The sequence below is a fragment of the Pantoea sp. GL120224-02 genome, from assembly GCF_900215395.1.
Taxonomy (GTDB): domain Bacteria; phylum Pseudomonadota; class Gammaproteobacteria; order Enterobacterales; family Enterobacteriaceae; genus Pantoea; species Pantoea communis.
Genome location: NZ_OBEC01000008.1, coordinates 35,794 through 50,594 on the forward strand (window position 1 = coordinate 35,794; position 14,801 = coordinate 50,594).

General features: G+C 52.8%; 16 protein-coding genes and 1 pseudogene. 7 read left to right on the plus strand and 10 right to left on the minus strand.

Annotated features, from left to right (window positions below; all coding sequences use genetic code 11):
* The first annotated feature begins 191 nt into the window (after window positions 1-191).
* Both CRO33_RS15645 and CRO33_RS15650 read left to right on the plus strand, forming a co-directional pair.
* A complete protein-coding gene (locus CRO33_RS15645; RefSeq protein ID WP_097118734.1) occupies window positions 192-1,205 on the plus strand; it encodes a LacI family DNA-binding transcriptional regulator in 1,014 nt (337 codons plus the stop codon).
* A 93-nt stretch (window positions 1,206-1,298) separates the two neighbouring features.
* On the plus strand, window positions 1,299-1,763 hold the full coding sequence (locus CRO33_RS15650) for a heme-degrading domain-containing protein (RefSeq protein WP_034830236.1): 465 nt from the start codon (window positions 1,299-1,301) through the stop codon (window positions 1,761-1,763).
* 252 nt (window positions 1,764-2,015) lie between these two features.
* Here the strand turns inward: CRO33_RS15650 and CRO33_RS15655 are convergent, their stop codons facing one another.
* The 5 genes and pseudogenes from CRO33_RS15655 to CRO33_RS15675 all read right to left on the minus strand — a co-directional run bounded on the left by CRO33_RS15655 (window position 2,016) and on the right by CRO33_RS15675 (window position 6,300).
* Window positions 2,016-3,329, minus strand: a complete 1,314-nt coding sequence (locus tag CRO33_RS15655; RefSeq protein ID WP_097118735.1) for a cytochrome c — start codon at window positions 3,327-3,329, stop codon at window positions 2,016-2,018.
* 2 nt (window positions 3,330-3,331) lie between these two features.
* Window positions 3,332-3,616, minus strand: a pseudogene (locus tag CRO33_RS15660) (GMC oxidoreductase); the annotation flags it as partial.
* A gap of 96 nt (window positions 3,617-3,712) precedes the next feature.
* Window positions 3,713-4,171, minus strand: a complete 459-nt coding sequence (locus CRO33_RS15665; RefSeq protein WP_255253281.1) for a gluconate 2-dehydrogenase subunit 3 family protein — start codon at window positions 4,169-4,171, stop codon at window positions 3,713-3,715.
* A gap of 273 nt (window positions 4,172-4,444) precedes the next feature.
* Window positions 4,445-5,269: a sugar phosphate isomerase/epimerase family protein gene (locus CRO33_RS15670; RefSeq protein WP_097118736.1), complete on the minus strand. Its 825-nt coding sequence runs from the start codon at window positions 5,267-5,269 to the stop codon at window positions 4,445-4,447.
* Between the two features lie 17 nt (window positions 5,270-5,286).
* Window positions 5,287-6,300 (minus strand): LacI family DNA-binding transcriptional regulator, encoded by a 1,014-nt coding sequence (locus CRO33_RS15675; RefSeq protein ID WP_097118737.1) that lies wholly within the window; start codon window positions 6,298-6,300, stop codon window positions 5,287-5,289.
* Between the two features lie 453 nt (window positions 6,301-6,753).
* On the opposite strand from CRO33_RS15675, the gene CRO33_RS15680 reads away from it, so the two are divergent.
* The 3 genes from CRO33_RS15680 to CRO33_RS15690 all read left to right on the plus strand — a co-directional run bounded on the left by CRO33_RS15680 (window position 6,754) and on the right by CRO33_RS15690 (window position 9,320).
* Entirely contained in the window at window positions 6,754-7,932 is a 1,179-nt protein-coding gene (locus tag CRO33_RS15680) for a Gfo/Idh/MocA family protein (protein WP_097118738.1), read from the plus strand.
* An 8-nt stretch (window positions 7,933-7,940) separates the two neighbouring features.
* Window positions 7,941-8,882 (plus strand): sugar phosphate isomerase/epimerase family protein, encoded by a 942-nt coding sequence (locus CRO33_RS15685; protein ID WP_097118739.1) that lies wholly within the window; start codon window positions 7,941-7,943, stop codon window positions 8,880-8,882.
* Between the two features lie 87 nt (window positions 8,883-8,969).
* Window positions 8,970-9,320 carry an ArsR/SmtB family transcription factor gene (locus tag CRO33_RS15690; protein ID WP_058962005.1) on the plus strand — a complete coding sequence of 117 codons (351 nt, stop codon included), beginning with the start codon at window positions 8,970-8,972 and terminating at the stop codon, window positions 9,318-9,320.
* On the opposite strand, the gene CRO33_RS15695 is transcribed toward CRO33_RS15690, so the two are convergent.
* Window positions 9,317-10,162 (minus strand): MBL fold metallo-hydrolase, encoded by an 846-nt coding sequence (locus CRO33_RS15695; protein ID WP_237449309.1) that lies wholly within the window; start codon window positions 10,160-10,162, stop codon window positions 9,317-9,319. The genes CRO33_RS15690 and CRO33_RS15695 overlap by 4 nt on opposite strands.
* Before the next feature lie 129 nt (window positions 10,163-10,291).
* Here CRO33_RS15695 and CRO33_RS15700 point away from each other — a divergent pair, with 129 nt between their 5' ends.
* Entirely contained in the window at window positions 10,292-11,173 is an 882-nt protein-coding gene (locus tag CRO33_RS15700; protein WP_097118741.1) for a LysR family transcriptional regulator, read from the plus strand.
* Here the strand turns inward: CRO33_RS15700 and CRO33_RS15705 are convergent.
* On the minus strand, window positions 11,166-11,618 hold the full coding sequence (locus tag CRO33_RS15705; RefSeq protein WP_255253282.1) for a GNAT family N-acetyltransferase: 453 nt from the start codon (window positions 11,616-11,618) through the stop codon (window positions 11,166-11,168). The two genes, CRO33_RS15700 and CRO33_RS15705, sit on opposite strands and share 8 nt — an antisense overlap.
* Window positions 11,619-11,835: 217 nt before the next feature.
* Here CRO33_RS15705 and sfnG point away from each other — a divergent pair, with 217 nt between their 5' ends.
* On the plus strand, window positions 11,836-12,924 hold the full coding sequence (sfnG, locus tag CRO33_RS15710; RefSeq protein ID WP_097118742.1) for a dimethylsulfone monooxygenase SfnG: 1,089 nt from the start codon (window positions 11,836-11,838) through the stop codon (window positions 12,922-12,924).
* On the opposite strand, the gene CRO33_RS15715 is transcribed toward sfnG, so the two are convergent.
* The 3 genes from CRO33_RS15715 to CRO33_RS15725 form a co-directional block, all read right to left on the minus strand.
* Window positions 12,900-14,117 carry a CynX/NimT family MFS transporter gene (locus tag CRO33_RS15715; RefSeq protein WP_097118743.1) on the minus strand — a complete coding sequence of 406 codons (1,218 nt, stop codon included), beginning with the start codon at window positions 14,115-14,117 and terminating at the stop codon, window positions 12,900-12,902. The genes sfnG and CRO33_RS15715 overlap by 25 nt on opposite strands.
* A 129-nt stretch (window positions 14,118-14,246) precedes the next feature.
* Window positions 14,247-14,555: a CcdB family protein gene (locus tag CRO33_RS15720; protein ID WP_097118744.1), complete on the minus strand. Its 309-nt coding sequence runs from the start codon at window positions 14,553-14,555 to the stop codon at window positions 14,247-14,249.
* Between the two features lie 2 nt (window positions 14,556-14,557).
* The gene (locus CRO33_RS15725; RefSeq protein WP_058962011.1) at window positions 14,558-14,797 is read right to left on the minus strand and encodes a type II toxin-antitoxin system CcdA family antitoxin; all 240 of its coding nucleotides are present in this window, start codon (window positions 14,795-14,797) and stop codon (window positions 14,558-14,560) included.
* Window positions 14,798-14,801: the final 4 nt, after the last annotated feature.

Genomic DNA, 14,801 nt, shown 5'->3' on the forward strand with positions numbered 1-14,801 from the left:
GTAAATGATTGCGCTAACATTTTGAATCGGAGAAGACTATGCGCCAATAACGTTGAGCTTTAATGCAGAGCCGATCACAGAATGGACAATTCGGGGATTTAAATGATAGCCCTAACATTCTCAGCGTTTTGCGCTGGCTTTGATAGGGCGGCCTGCTATGCTAGCGCTATCTGCTTCTACCCTGAGCCGCCATGAAACTACGCAACCCCGAGCGCAATGCTGCCCCTACGCTGGAAGATGTCGCCCGCGTCGCGGGAATATCGCCGATGACGGTGAGTCGTGCGCTCAATTCCCCGCATCTGGTTCGACCGGCGACTGTCGCCAAAGTCAAAGCGGCAATCAGCGCCACCGGCTACATTCCCAACGCGCAAGCGGGCAGTCTGGCGAGCAATCGTAGTCGCCTGATTGCCGTTGTGGTGCCGCAAATCAATAACAACATGTTCGTGGACACCATTCAGAGCCTGAATGACAGCCTGAGTGCGCAGGGCTATCACATGCTGTTGTGTGTCACTGGTTATGAAGCGGAAACAGAAGCTGAAACCGTAGCCACGCTGTTGTCTCGCCGGCCGGATGGCATCGTGCTCACCGGTATTCATCACAGTGCGCAGCTGAAAAAAGTGTTGTTACAAGCCAATGTCCCGGTAGTCGAAATATGGGACATGACGCCCACCCCCATCGATATGCTGGTAGGTTTTTCTCATGAGAAAATCGGCGCGCGCGTTGCCGCTTACCTTGCCGAGCGCGGTTATCAAAAGCCGGGTCTGATATGGACAGATGACCGCCGCGCATTGCAGCGTAAACAGGGCTTGCTGGATGCGTTAATGTCATTGGATATAGAACCGCTGGCTGATGTGCCCGTTCAACTCCCGGCGCTAATGGCACGCGGTCGCGAAGCCAGTTCACAATTGCTGGAGCAACATCCAGATGTCGATGTGCTGGTGTGCAGTTCAGACACGCTAGCGCAGGGCGCATTGATGGCGGCGCAGGCGCGTGGTTTAAACATTCCGCAGCAGCTGGCGGTGATTGGTTTTGGTGACCTTGATTTTGCCGCGGCAAATTATCCGGCGATTTCGACGGTCCGCATTGACAGACACCGCATGGGGGAGCTTGCTGCAGAGCAATTGTTAAAGCGCCTGCAACATCAGACGGTGGATAATCCGATAATTGATATGGGATTTACCATGGTGTCGCGTGATTCAGGTTGACCCAAACTGAACTGCGATCTTCATCACATGCGAAAAATATCTTCCATGTTATAAAAAGTGGAAAATAAATTTCATTTTGAGAGGATCCTATCAATGTCAGCACTGCCTTCATTAGAAACCCTGCTACAGCAGGAAGCTGAGCACCGTTTACCGCAGTTTGATTTCGATTTGGCCTGGCAAATTGGTCAGGGCATTCAACAGCGTGGCCGCGAAATGAATGCGCCAATTGCTATCGAAGTTTATGCTTTTGGGCAGGTGCTGTTTCTGGCGGCGTTACCCGGTTCCGCGCCCGAAAATCTGGAGTGGATGCGTCGTAAACGCAACACGGTGCTGTTGACCGGCCACTCTTCGATGTATGTAGGGTTCGCTAATGAGCAGAAGGGCGAACGTATGGCGCAGCAGCGTAACATTCGCCAGGAAGATTACACCGATCACGGTGGCTCCTTCCCGCTGCTCAGCCCGCAGGGCGCGATCATTGGTGCAGTTAGCATCAGTGGCTTACCTTCTGAAGACGATCATGCTTTAGCGCTGTGGGGAATCAACCAACTGCTGCGCTAATTCCGACGCAATGAGACGTCATCGAGCACAAAACTGGAAAGCCGGTTTAGCGAAAATGTTAATGGTTGTTGGATGAGGGGAGTGATACAGAGCGGCCTGTTTTTTAAATTCCCGTGAATGCTTACGGCAGCTCATTGTTGAACCCCCTACTCGTTGGCATGGTGTCCAATTTTCGGAATTCACTTCAGAGCTTGCGCCGCTATTCTTTGCACAGAAAGGAATAGCGGCGCGTTGATGAAAAACGAGAAGCCGTTATTTCGTTGCCGGTACTTTCAGCTTATCTCCCGCATCCGTGGCTTTGCGCAGCGTGGCAACATCGCTGGCTTTCACCTCGGCAGCCTCGTTACTCCATGAATTGCGCACGTAGTTGAGCACATCTGCCATCTCTTGATCGTTCAATTTCCACGAGAAGGAAGGCATGCCGGCAGACGTTGGGCGTCCTTCGGTGTGCGGCGCTCGCGCCCCATCCAACAGCGCATGGATCATGTTGGTGGGATCATTCTGCATCGCGGTGTTACCCGCGAAAGCCGGCACCATACCCGTGATACCTTCTCCCGACAAGCCATGGCAGGCTGAGCAGTCCACCTCATAGCGCAGTGCCGCCTGATCGTGTTTCGTCTTATCCATGACAAATGCAGTTGGCTTAGCCGTTGCAGAAGCGGGCAGGCTGCGCAAATAGGTGGCAATGGCTTTCAGGTCCTGGTCATTGAAATATTGTGTTGAGTGCTCAACCGCTTCTGCCATCGGACCGGCCGCAACACTCTCCCCGTTGGAGCCGGTTTTCAGGTAATCCGCGATCTGCTCATCGCTCCATTTTCCGATGCCAGCATGAGGATTCGGCGAGATATCAGGTGCATACCAGGTCCCTAAGTTGCCACCTTGCAGATACTGGCTGCTGATCTCTCCTCCTAACGCATTACGTGCGGTGTGACACACACTACAGTGCGCGGGGCCATCAACGATGTACTTACCGCGGTTCCAGGCATCATTCTGCGCACTCTGGGGCTTGAACGCACTGTTATCGAAGAACAACAGGTTCCAACCCGCCATCGCCAGACGAATGTTATACGGGAATTTCATGCCTGCGTTTTCGTCGATGGCATTTTTCACTGGCTTCTGCACAGAGAAATAGGCCCAGAGATCGTGCATGTCGGCATCGCTCATCTGCGTATAAGCGGTGTAAGGCATCGCAGGATAAAGGAAGCCGTGTTCGCCGCGTCCCTGACGGACCGCATTAAAGAAATCGTGCTCCGTCATGTTGCCGATGCCGGTTTCACGATCGGGTGAAATGTTGGAGGTTTGCAGTGCACCAAAGGGGGTGTCGATCTTGTAGCCGCCGGAAAAGTCCGCGTTGTGGCACGCCGCGCAATCCGCCAGGCGCATCACATATTCGCCACGTTTAATGGCATCTGCGTCACTGCTGTGGAAATCGGCTAACCTGACCTTATCATCAGCCACATTTGAACGTGAGCTGTCCATCACAACCCACATTCTGCCGGTCACGCCAATGGCGGCGACCACGGCCAACGCCGCGAGGGTATAGGTAATTTTCTTTGCCTTCGCCATGATTATGCCCCCACCAGCGGTGCCGGATTATTGATGTACTTCTGGTGGATAGCTTGCGCCGCACGCACCGCCAACGCCCCCACGGTGACTGTTGGGTTGTAGCCGCCATTGTTGGGGAAGGCCGAGGCACCGACCACAAACAAATTATGCGCATCCCAACTTTGCAAGTATGGGTTGAGCGCGGAAGTACTTGGATCGGCACCCATGACTGCGCCGCCAATGGTGTGCGAGCTATGCTGCATGTAAGGGTTCCAGCTTTTCTCGGCTTGGTTATCGACCACAATGTGCTATTAATTCAAAGAAGGCCTGGCTATTCACCTGTGCCCCCAAATCGATTTTTCCGTCTTCCATTTTTGTGAGGAAATCATCAACCTGCTCAGCATTTAACGCATGGAAGGAGGATTGATATTTTTTTGTGCCCAGTTTTCCAGCGCTTTTAAACCCGTTAAATGACGTTCCTTTGGTGCGGAGAGAAATTGAGGGCTGCCCATAATTTTTTCTTCGTTTTCAGGATGCAGTGGAGCTTGCAAATAAAGCGCGGCTCCTGAACCGTAATCCCCCGCTAACTGATTATCGAGGAACTCAATACAGCCCGCTTCAGTAGCTGAAGGCCCTGGCTTATCGGCCGGGATTAAACGATCAAAAATGGCTTGTAGATTCTGGCGATCCAGTGGGTTGGTGAGCACCTGGTAACCGTCTTGCCACGCTGGCTGTGGCAAATGGTCGGCACTGTGCTGGGTTTCCAGCGGCACATTGTGCAGCTCTTTGGCGCGCAGTTGCGGTGCCACGGCAAGTGAGGCGACAATACCGCTCAGCGAAAAGAGCGCTTCTCTTCGGTTCATACTTCTTTCCCTTGATCATTCCATCGTCTGATGGACACGGCAGATTAATATTGACAGAGCACGACGTTCCGGACATTCAGACATAGACCGGCCACACGTTAATTAGCGCGCAGCCGTCCACGACGAATCCATGTTCGTTATTATGATTTCTCAGAAAGTATTGAAAGACGTTATGCGCGTGTTGTTAATCAACACGCGATTCCGTAGACTGGATTTTTCCCGCCATTGCCAAATGTCTTCACGGAAAACCCGTTATTCGGGCCTCCTTTATTTTTAATAAATATATTTTTTCATGTCGTCGATGCTGTGACGGGCAATATCCCAGAGATCATCTTCCCAGTTGAGCGGGCTCAATAATTCCGGTGACCATACGCCGTTGTATCCCGTGGCTTTCACTGCCGCCACCCAGGCTGGAATATCAACATCTCCCTCACCGGGCGCGTAATTGCGCTGGACCCATTCATCCCAGTCTTCGCCCGGATAGGCGGCGCGACCATCACAGAAATGCACACCGTAGATCAAATCCTTGTCCATGCGCGCCACTTCATCCGGTGTGGTGCCACCGCCGGCGTGCAGGTGCCAGAAATCGACCACCACGCCAAGGTTATCTTTGCCACTCTGTTTAATCAGATCCAGCGCGTGTCGCAGTGAATTGAAGGCAGTGAAGGCCACCACCTCTATCTGGAATTTAATGCCATGTGGCTTGCCGATATCGGCGATGGCGCAGAGGTTTTCCAGCAAGATGGCGTCACGTGCGGCGTCTGGCAGATGATCTAATTCGGTTAACGCCATTATTTGCACCACCGGGCAGCGCAGTTCCACGGCCGCCTGCACCACTTTCTCCGCTTCACGCAGCAGGGCGGCACGTTCTTCTGGCTGGAAACGACCCATCCGCTTCAAAGCATTAATGCAGGTAATCTCAATCTGATACTTCGCCAGCAGATCACGATATTTTGCGTAACTGCCGCCGTTATCCAGATAGCGATACAGATGTTCAGGCAGAATCTCCAGTCCGCTGTAGCCTGTTTCGTGGGCGATGCGTAACTGAGTGACGGCATTGCTGTACCAGACAGAAACACCATGCAGTGACAACTTCATCTCTCCTCCTTGTTACCTCAGGGTTTCAGGTGAGAGCGTCGTAAGCGCAATTCTCCCTGAGACCAAACACCACCTGGAGTGGCCTTTCCGTCAATCAAGCGGTTGAGGGCTTCATTGACAATTAAATCCAATCGCTGGCTAAACGTGGTCAGTTGCCAGCTGGACAAACTGGCTTCATCGATATCATCAAAACCCACCACCGCCATAAAACGGTTGCCTGCATGCTCTTTAAGCGCCGTCAATGCGCCGAGTGCCAAAATGTCATTCTCGCAAAACAGGGCGTCAACCCGCTGCTGAGGGGCGTGCGAGTTGAGATAATCACTCAGCACTTCATAACTCCGCTCACGAGAGTACTCGCCTGCAGTGAGCAGTAATTCCAGCGTCAATCCAGCCTCCTGGAGTGCCAGGTTTAGGCCATCCAGGCGCTGGGTATGATGGCTGCTGGTTTCCGGTCCCATCATATAGCCGATACGGGTGTAGCCCTGTGCCAGCAACAGTTCGCCCAGCTGTTTACCCGTGCGTAAACCGTCAACGTTCACCACATCGATATCGGGCTCGTCATTGTTTCGGCACACCTGCACCAGCGGAATCTGATGCATCTCGCGCGCCACGCTAATCAGTTCGTCGGTTAACACGGTGCCGAGAAACAGCAGGCCATCCACTTGCAACTGATCGGCGAGCGTCAGCACGGCGCTGTAATTTTTTCCGCTACCAATATTCAGTAACAACGCCATATAGCCGCGCTGTTGCAATTGACGTGTGACCATGTCGAGCATCAGCATCGAGTGAGGATTCTTCATCTCATCGATCACCACGCCGATAATGTGCGTTTTCTTCTGCGACAGGCTGCGCGCCAGCAGGTTAGGGCGATAGCCCAATTCTGCGGCGATTTTCAATATTTGTTCACGCGCCTTGTCAGAGATGGATGCACCGGGCGTGAAAGCGCGGGATACGGTCCATTTTGAGACGCCGGCAAGTCGTGCGACATCACTTGCTGTGGCTTTGTGGGGCTTCTTTGTTGGTTTATTCATAGCACCTGCGTAGGGATAAAAGGCGGAGTCCCCTGCATTGAACGTGAAAGCCAACTGAAAATAAACACCTAAGCGCAGGCAAATGAGGCAAATGACATCGAATAACCCTGTTTTTATGATGTTACGATTATGTTTGATCTTTGCACCCGATTGCAATGAGTTTTGCATTCGGGTGCAAATTTAACGGTTTTTGTGATCTTCTTCGCTGAATTGCATGTTGCCAGATTGACTAAAAAGTCGGCATCGCTGACATTCAGCGCTTGTAAGCACAAGAATCATCCTTTTTATGCCCGATTCTGATGCGATTTGCACTCGGTAGCATCTCGTGAAGTACGGCAGTACGTGCAGTGCAATGGATTCCAGTGCATGAATAAATAACAAGAATCAGCAGTAACAGATAAGAACATCTACCCTCAACCTAATTTGCACCCGGGTGCAAAAACAGGAGTGACTATGTTAAATGGTGAAAAACACATTCCACGCCCGCTCCGCTGGGCAATGATCGGTGGCGGCCGCCTGAGTCAGGTGGGTTATAAACATCGGTCCGGTGCCTTGCGTGACAATACCGCCTACCAGATGGTAGCCAGCGCCTTTGATATTGATGCTACACGTGGGCGCGAATTTGGCGTCAATCTTGGACTTGCGCCGGAACGTTGTTATGACAACTACCAGCAATTGCTTGAGGAAGAGGCAAAGCGTGACGATGGGGTGGAAGTGGTATCAATCGCCACCCCCAATGGCACCCATTATGAGATCACGAAAGCGGCGCTGAATGCCGGTATTCATGTGATTTGTGAAAAACCGCTGTTCTTCACCAGCGCGGAAGCGCAGGAGATTAAAGCACTGGCAGAGGCAAAAAAGCTCATCGTCGGCGTGACATACGGCTTCTCCGGCCATCCATTGTTGATGCAGATGCGAGCCATGATCGCCAACGGCGAGATCGGCGAAGTGCGTATGGTTGAGCTGCAATATACCCACGGCTTCAGCGCCAATGACAGTGCCGATAAATTTAGCGAAGCACAGAAATGGCGTGTCGATCCAAAAATCGCTGGTCCCTCGTTTGTACTGGGCGATATCTCCACTCACACCTTCTACATCTCGCAGCTGGTGCTGCCGCAGATGAAAGTCAAATCGCTGCTGTGCGATCGCCAAAGCTTTATTCCCTCACGCGCACCGCTGGAAGACAACGCGATGGTGCTGATGCATTACGACAACGGGGCGGTTGGGCGCATGTGGGCGTCGTCGATCAACGCCGGTTCAATGGACAGCCAAAGTATCCGCATTATCGGTTCACGCGCCAGTCTGGAGTGGAGTGATTACAACCCGGGCGAATTGAAATACGAAGTCCAGGGCCAGCCAAATCAACTGATGCATCACGGTATGCCGTATTTGCATGAAAGTGCGCTGGCGGATGAGCGTCTGGGTGCATTGCATACTGAAGGCCTGGCCGAGTCCTGGGCCAACATCTACCTGAAATTCGCCATCGCTATCAGTGCCACCCAGCGTGGCGATCAGCACACGCTTGATAACCTGATCTATCCCGACATTAATGCCGGGCTGGAAGGCGTGCGCTGGATTGAAAACTGTGTTCGTTCTGCCGACAACGGCGCGACCTGGGTCAACTACCAATAAGGACTGCCATGAAACTCTCTTTTTGTACCGACAGCCTGGGGCATCTGCCGTTTGAGCAAATGCTGGACAAACTGCTGGAACTGGGCGTTTACGGCGTTGAAATGACGACGGGTGGCTGGTCTTCTGCACCGCATTTGCCGACAGAAGCGTTACTGGGTAGTGCCACGCAGCGTCAAAACCTGCTGAAAGCACTGGAAACGCGTGGGATGTCGATTGCCGCCCTGAATGTATCGGGCAATCCGCTGGATCCTGGTGAACTGGGGCAGAAACATAAACGCGATACCGAGAATGCCCTGGCGTTGGCGGGTGAGTTAGGGGTGAAGAAAATCGTCATGATGAGTGGGTTACCGCCTGCCAGCCCGCATGACACCATTCCCAACTGGATCACCTATACCGTGAGCTGGCCGCCGACACTGAAAAACTGCCTCGACTATCAATGGAATGAAGTGGCGATCCCTTACTGGCAAGGGCTGGTGGCGCGTGCGAAGCAAAGTGGGGTCGAGAAATTTGCGCTGGAGAACTTCAGCTCCATGCTGGTGTGGAATCCAGAGACCCTGTTCCGGCTGCGCAATGCGGTGGGCGACATGGTAGGGCTGAACCTTGATCCCAGCCATTTACTGTGGATGGGCGCCGATCCGATTGCCGCAGCTCGGGCGCTGGGGCCGGCGATTCATCACTGCCATGGTAAAGATGTGCGGATGGAACGGGGTCTGGTCAATATCAACGGTCTGCTGGAAACCAAACCGGTGGAGGATGTGGCAAACCGCGCCTGGAACTACGTTGCTGTGGGCTGCGGCCAGGATTTGCAGTGGTGGAAGGAGTTCTTCTCGGTGGTCCGTATGATGGGCTACAACGACTGGGTCTCACTGGAAATGGAAGATCTCACCATGTCGGTGGAAGCGGGCATCACCTCATCGATTGCCGCGTTGAAACAGACCATCAGTCAGTAGGCGTTGAGCGCGGTGTGCTGCCGCGCTGTACATCCCGCATCCGCTGCCCGATACTTCGTGTTTATACGAACTATCATGAGGCAGCCTATGCTGGAAAATCACCCGCAGCGCGATGAAATCCGTCTGGAAAATGTATTGGCCGCGCTCGGCAATCCCCTGCGCATGAGTGTGGTCGCTATCCTGGCTGAGGGGGGTGAGCACACGTGCGGATCGCTGCTTAAGGGCGTGTCCAAATCCACTCTAACGCATCACTGGCGCGTACTGCGCGACAGTGGCGTCATCTGGCAGAAACCTTCAGGCCGTGAAAACCTCTTGTCACTGCGTCGTGACGACCTGGACGCACGCTTCCCCGGGCTGCTGGACGCATTTCTTACGGCGACCACGCAGGATGGTCTGACGCGTGGCACCGTCAACGACTTTCACAGCTCAGCGTCTTAATCCGTTTTTGGCCGCAACAGATAGCCGGAGCGCACATCACCCTCAATATAGCCAAATGCGGATGCGCCAAAGTGCATGCCTGCTACCCGCGTTTTGTCCCTTGAAACCTGTTCGATAATCGCTTTGCGCGTGGTTTCAGCCAGTGCCGGATCGTTATCAAAGGAAATGGAAACGTCTGGTCGAGCTAACTGGATATGCGGGTAATGCACAATATCGCCCCAGATCAGTAGACGTTCATTGTCGGAATCAATCAGATATCCGGTATGCCCCGGCGTATGGCCTGGCAGACTGATAGCCTGGATATCCGCAGTGATATTATTCTGCTCAATCAGGTGCAGGCTGGGCCGATAGGCCTCGAGCGTACGACGCACCAGCAAGGCATTTCTCTGAGTGCGTTCGTTGGCTGTTTCAAGCTTTTCATCATCCCGCCAAAATGCCGCTTCAGCCGTAGAGAGATAAAGTTGCGCATTAACAAAGGCGGGTTGACCGTTGGCTGTTAGTAAGCCGCCAATATGATCGGGATGGCAATGCGTGAGCAACAGAGTATCAATGGCGTCGGGGTTAACACCCAGCGCTAACAGATTAGGCTGCAATTCCCCGCCAATATGATTGACGGCGCCCATGCCGCTATCAATCAAGATCGTGCGTCCTTCACCGCGAATCAGATAACAGTAAATATGAATATCACCCGGCACATCGATACCCGATTGCGCTTGAATTGACTCTGCGCTGGGGATATCAATGCCGGAGAGCAGCGTAAGGCTGGCTTTCATGGTGCCATCACTGATAGCCGTGACCAGATAGTGACCCACGCGTTGTGAGGAGAAATGTTTGACCATCATTACCGCCTTTGTTCTTCACCGAAAGAGAAAACGCTGTTTAATCATTAAGCTGCATCAGCAATGAAATATTGCAGGGAACCGGCGGGTGTGACTATCATCCTTTTCGACTGAGTTGAGACCGAAAAAGCTGTGGACATTAAATTATTGCGATCTTTTGCTACTGTGGCGCTGCTGGAACATGTCGGTCAGGCGGCGGAAAAGCTGCATATCTCGGCATCCCCGCTGAGCAGGCAAATTCAACAACTTGAGAGTGAACTCGGCGTCACGCTGTTTCATCGTGAGAAAAAGCGTCTGCGATTGACGGAAGCAGGGCGAAAATTTCTGGATGAGGTCACGCCTTTTCTGCAACATCATGCGCGTCTCACCGATTATGGCCGCAGCCTGACGCAGACGGCCAGGGGGCGTCTGGATATTGGTTATGTTGAGGCGGCGATACATTCGCGCATACTGCCAGATGCCATTGCCCGGATTGATCAGCAAAGCGGCACCGCTATCCATCTGCACGCGATGCGATCCCAGCAACAACGCGAATTACTTGAGGAAAGGGCGCTGGATGTAGCGCTACTGCATACCCCTCCCGAAAAGGGCGACTGGTTTTTGCAGAAAAAAGTGCTGACGGAACCGATTCTGTTAGTCATGCCAAAAGCACAAACCATCGCTACACCCACACCGGCAGATTTACAAAAACAGCGCTGGATAGCCGATCATGCGCACCTCAATCCAGCTGCGCGCGCCCGCTTACTGGCTGCATGTGAGCAAGCGGGTTTCCAGCCGGATATTACCTTTGAGGTGAACGGGCCGCTGGCTGCCCTGGCCTGCGTGGAAGCGGGCCTGGGGTTTACCTTCATTCAACAAAGCCTGGCGAGTCGGGTCGCAGATACCGTTTCACTGGTGATGCTGCCGTGGTTACCGCTGGAGATAACCTTATATGCTGTGTGGCGGAAGGACGATAACAGGCCGCAGATTCGGGAGTTTATTGACGCGCTACCGAGGAGGGATGCGCTCACTTAGTCGCGGCAATGAGCTGTAGCCGATGCGTGCTGATATCCTGATCCGCTAAGCAATGAAAACCCAACCGTTCATAGAGGGAATACGCTGCGTGCGGTGCATGGGTATTGATCAGAGCAAAATGGATGACCGCATCCTGAATGATCTGTTGCAGTAACAACGTTCCCAGCCCCATGCCGCGATAACATTGACCTAAATAGAGATGACGAACCCTGCCAGCCCGACAATTTGTCATGAATGGGTCCTGATTCAGCCCGCCAACACCAATCAGTTGATGGCATGAAAACAGCCCCAATAGTTTTTCGCCAGGGAGATCGAAACAATTGGTGCCGTTGCGCCAATTATCATCGAGCCTGCGAAGCATATTGAAACCCAGGTCGATGCTCTCCGCTTTGAGTGACGAAAATCCGGGGACATACGGGGTGATGGTTTCAACGCGCAGATTCAATTTCTTCTCCTCTCACTGTTGCAATGGCGACGGGCGTTTTACAACGGCTGTTGTATTTGCAACTTCTCACCCGTTAAGTAACGCTCCCATCTCAATAAAATCAACTGCTTAAATTCATGAAAATCTGGCACAGCTGCTGCATTACCCTTTATATATCGAAAAGATAGAACTTGATTGAAATTCATATTTTTTAGCTATATATCGACAGGAGAAGCCGATGTCAGATAAGAAACCCCTGCAATTTGCGTACTGGGTGCCCAATGTGTCCGGTGGATTGGTGATCAGTCAGATTGAACAGCGCACCCGTTGGGACGCGGAGTATAATCGCGAACTGGCAAAAATCGCTGAAAAGGCAGGATTCGACTATGCCCTGACGCAGATCCGATTTACTGCCGGATACGGTGCAGATAACCAGCATGAATCGGTGACCTTCTCACAGGACTTGCTGAGCCATACCTCAACGCTCAAAGTGATTGCCGCGCTGCTGCCCGGCCCATGGAATCCCGTGCTGGCCGCCAAGCAGATCGCTACCATCAGCCATCTTTACGGTCCACGCATTGCCGTTAACATTGTCAGCGGCTGGTTCCGGGGCGAATTTAAAGCGATTGGCGAACCCTGGCTCGATCATGAAGAGCGTTACCTACGGTCTGAAGAATTTATCCACTGCCTTAAAGGTATCTGGCGTGAAGACAGCTTCACCTTTGCCGGAGACTTCTATCGCTTCCGCGATTACGCATTAAAACCCAAACCTCTTTTACCTTTACCTGAAATCTTCCAGGGCGGCAGTTCCCGTGCAGCGCGTGATATGGCGGCACGCGTGTCGGATTGGTACTTCACCAACGGCAATACGCCGGAGGGCGTTCAGCAGCAAATTGAAGACATTCAGGTGAAAGCCATCACGCAAGGACATCAGGTTAAAATTGGTTTAAACGGTTTTGTCATCGCCCGCGATACAGAGCAGGAAGCACAGTCCGTCCTGCAGGAAATCATCGCCAAAGCCAATCCGGATGCCGTTAAAGGTTTCCAGCATGAAGTAAAAAACGCGGGAAGTGCGTCACCGGAAGGTGAGGGCAACTGGGCAAAATCGTCGTTTGAAGATCTGGTGCAGTATAACGACGGCTTTAAGACCAATTTAATTGGCACCCCACAACAGATCGCTGAGCGCATCATGGCGTTGAAGCAGGCAGGCGTCGATTTATTGCTGCTGGCCTTTTTGCACTTCCATGAGGACGTTGAGTTCTTTGGCCGCGAGGTGATGCCGCGAGTGCGTGAACTGGAACGTCAGGAAAGCCGGGTCTCCGCCTGATAGCAAATATGGCGGGCGCGGCCCGCCAGTAGCGCCATCATCATCTGAACCACGGTAACCGCCAGTAACATGATCAGCGGCACCAGCCAGTTACCGCTGGCATCATGTAGCATACCGAAACACAGCGGGCCAAGTGCCGCCAGTCCGTAACCGACGCACTGCGCCATGCCGGAGAGTTTTGATGCCTGGCGATGATCCTGAGTGCGCAGATTAAACAGTGAAAGGCTGATCACCAGCGATGCGCCCGCGCCCAATCCAGCCAGAATCAGCCACAAAAGTGACCATGACGGCAGCAGCAGCAAGCCGACCAACGCAACAAAGATCAGGAATGAAGCGATAAAGCCAATAGCGCGCTGATCTTTCAGGCGTTTGAGGGCGCTCATGCAGGCGAGATTGGAGACGATGGCGACGATCTGATAGACGAACAGTATGCCGCCTGCCTCAATCTGGCTAATACCGTTGTCTTGCGCAAACGGGGTGAACCAGCCAATCAGGGTATAGAACAGCAGTGACTGACTGGCCATAAACAGCGAAACTTGCCAGCCCAATGCTGAGCGCCAGGGCGATCGCGTCACGCTGTGGGTTGCTGCGGCGTGCACCTGCGGCCCCGACTTTTTCAGATAAGGTAGCCAGGCGAACAGTGCGATAAACGCGGGCACCAGCCACACCGCGAGCGACAGACGCCAACCTGCGGAGCTGATTTCAGCCAGCGGCACCGCAATCCCTGATGCAATACTGGCTGAAATCCCCATCACCATGGCATACAACCCGATGTAGCGTGCCGTGTGCTCAGTAAAGTCACGCTTGATCAGCGGGGGCAACAGCACGTTAGCGGCGGCAATACCGGAGCTCAGAATTAGCGTGCCCGCCCACATGGCATTTTCACTGCCGGTAATGCGCAGCAACGACCCCAGCGTGATCAGCAGCAGCGAGCCCCACAAACTGCGTTCCAGGCCAAAGCGATTACCAAACCAGGCGGCAGGCGGTGCCAGCGTGGCAAACATCAGCAGCGGTAAAAAGTTGATCACGCCTGCGGCACTGGCGCTCAGACCAAAACTGGCGCGGATATTCTCCAGTATGGGGCCGGTGGCGGTGATCGGCGTGCGCAGGTTGGCAGCAGTAAGCAGCAACAGAAACAAGAAAAAACCCGCGCGTTGCAGGGCTGGATTTTGGGCAATAGTGGTATGGGACATATTTGCGCACCATAGAGTTGAGGCAGAACGATTCTGCATATGGTGCGTTGATTGACGTTAACGCTTACGCAGCAGTTCATTTCCGCTGAGGAGGGGAATACTAACGAGGGACGTTTGACATGTAAAGTTTCAAAATCCATCAAAGATAAAATCAATAGAATCTTTGATTTGCTGGCGATAAGGGCGCGCATCCATCACTTGTTTTCCTAACAGAGATGCGGGCACACTTGCCATTTCATGGGTCATGACGAGATAGCCTTCTCCCTCAATTTCGATGACGGGGTTAAGCCGTTTTACCTGACCAGCCTTAAGTCGATTCATAGGGTACAAAGGAATGACAATACGCGTTGTGAGCTGATCAATGATATCGCTTTGAACATCGACCAGATAATGGTAAGCACTGTTTTTACTGGTGTTGTTATAAATCATGTACTGCATATTTAGAACGTCCTGTGTTCATCCGACAATAAACCATGCTCTTCAGTTATGCGGTTCAGTTCCTGTAAACCGGCACTATTTTCTTGTTTCCATTTTTCTGCAGCGGCTACCCGTATTTCTTGTCGCAAAGCCTCAGCAAGAATCGCGGATAAGTTTAAACCGGCCTCTCTGGCTTGTTGCAATAGCATGGGTTCGACGGTGACGCTGACGGTTTTCTTCTGGTTTACACTGGTATTAGGCATAAAT

Bases quoted from the DNA above. Each gene is read 5' to 3' on its own strand.
- CRO33_RS15645 (WP_097118734.1), top strand. From the start codon at position 192: ATGAAACTACGCAACCCCGAGCGCAATGCTGCCCCTACGCTGGAAGAT.
- CRO33_RS15650 (WP_034830236.1), top strand. From the start codon at position 1,299: ATGTCAGCACTGCCTTCATTAGAAACCCTGCTACAGCAGGAAGCTGAG.
- CRO33_RS15655 (WP_097118735.1), bottom strand. From the start codon at position 3,329: ATGGCGAAGGCAAAGAAAATTACCTATACCCTCGCGGCGTTGGCCGTG.
- CRO33_RS15665 (WP_255253281.1), bottom strand. From the start codon at position 4,171: ATGAACCGAAGAGAAGCGCTCTTTTCGCTGAGCGGTATTGTCGCCTCA.
- CRO33_RS15670 (WP_097118736.1), bottom strand. From the start codon at position 5,269: ATGAAGTTGTCACTGCATGGTGTTTCTGTCTGGTACAGCAATGCCGTC.
- CRO33_RS15675 (WP_097118737.1), bottom strand. From the start codon at position 6,300: ATGAATAAACCAACAAAGAAGCCCCACAAAGCCACAGCAAGTGATGTC.
- CRO33_RS15680 (WP_097118738.1), top strand. From the start codon at position 6,754: ATGTTAAATGGTGAAAAACACATTCCACGCCCGCTCCGCTGGGCAATG.
- CRO33_RS15685 (WP_097118739.1), top strand. From the start codon at position 7,941: ATGAAACTCTCTTTTTGTACCGACAGCCTGGGGCATCTGCCGTTTGAG.
- CRO33_RS15690 (WP_058962005.1), top strand. From the start codon at position 8,970: ATGCTGGAAAATCACCCGCAGCGCGATGAAATCCGTCTGGAAAATGTA.
- CRO33_RS15695 (WP_237449309.1), bottom strand. From the start codon at position 10,162: ATGATGGTCAAACATTTCTCCTCACAACGCGTGGGTCACTATCTGGTC.
- sfnG (WP_097118742.1), top strand. From the start codon at position 11,836: ATGTCAGATAAGAAACCCCTGCAATTTGCGTACTGGGTGCCCAATGTG.
- CRO33_RS15715 (WP_097118743.1), bottom strand. From the start codon at position 14,117: ATGTCCCATACCACTATTGCCCAAAATCCAGCCCTGCAACGCGCGGGT.
- CRO33_RS15720 (WP_097118744.1), bottom strand. From the start codon at position 14,555: ATGCAGTACATGATTTATAACAACACCAGTAAAAACAGTGCTTACCAT.
- CRO33_RS15725 (WP_058962011.1), bottom strand. From the start codon at position 14,797: ATGCCTAATACCAGTGTAAACCAGAAGAAAACCGTCAGCGTCACCGTC.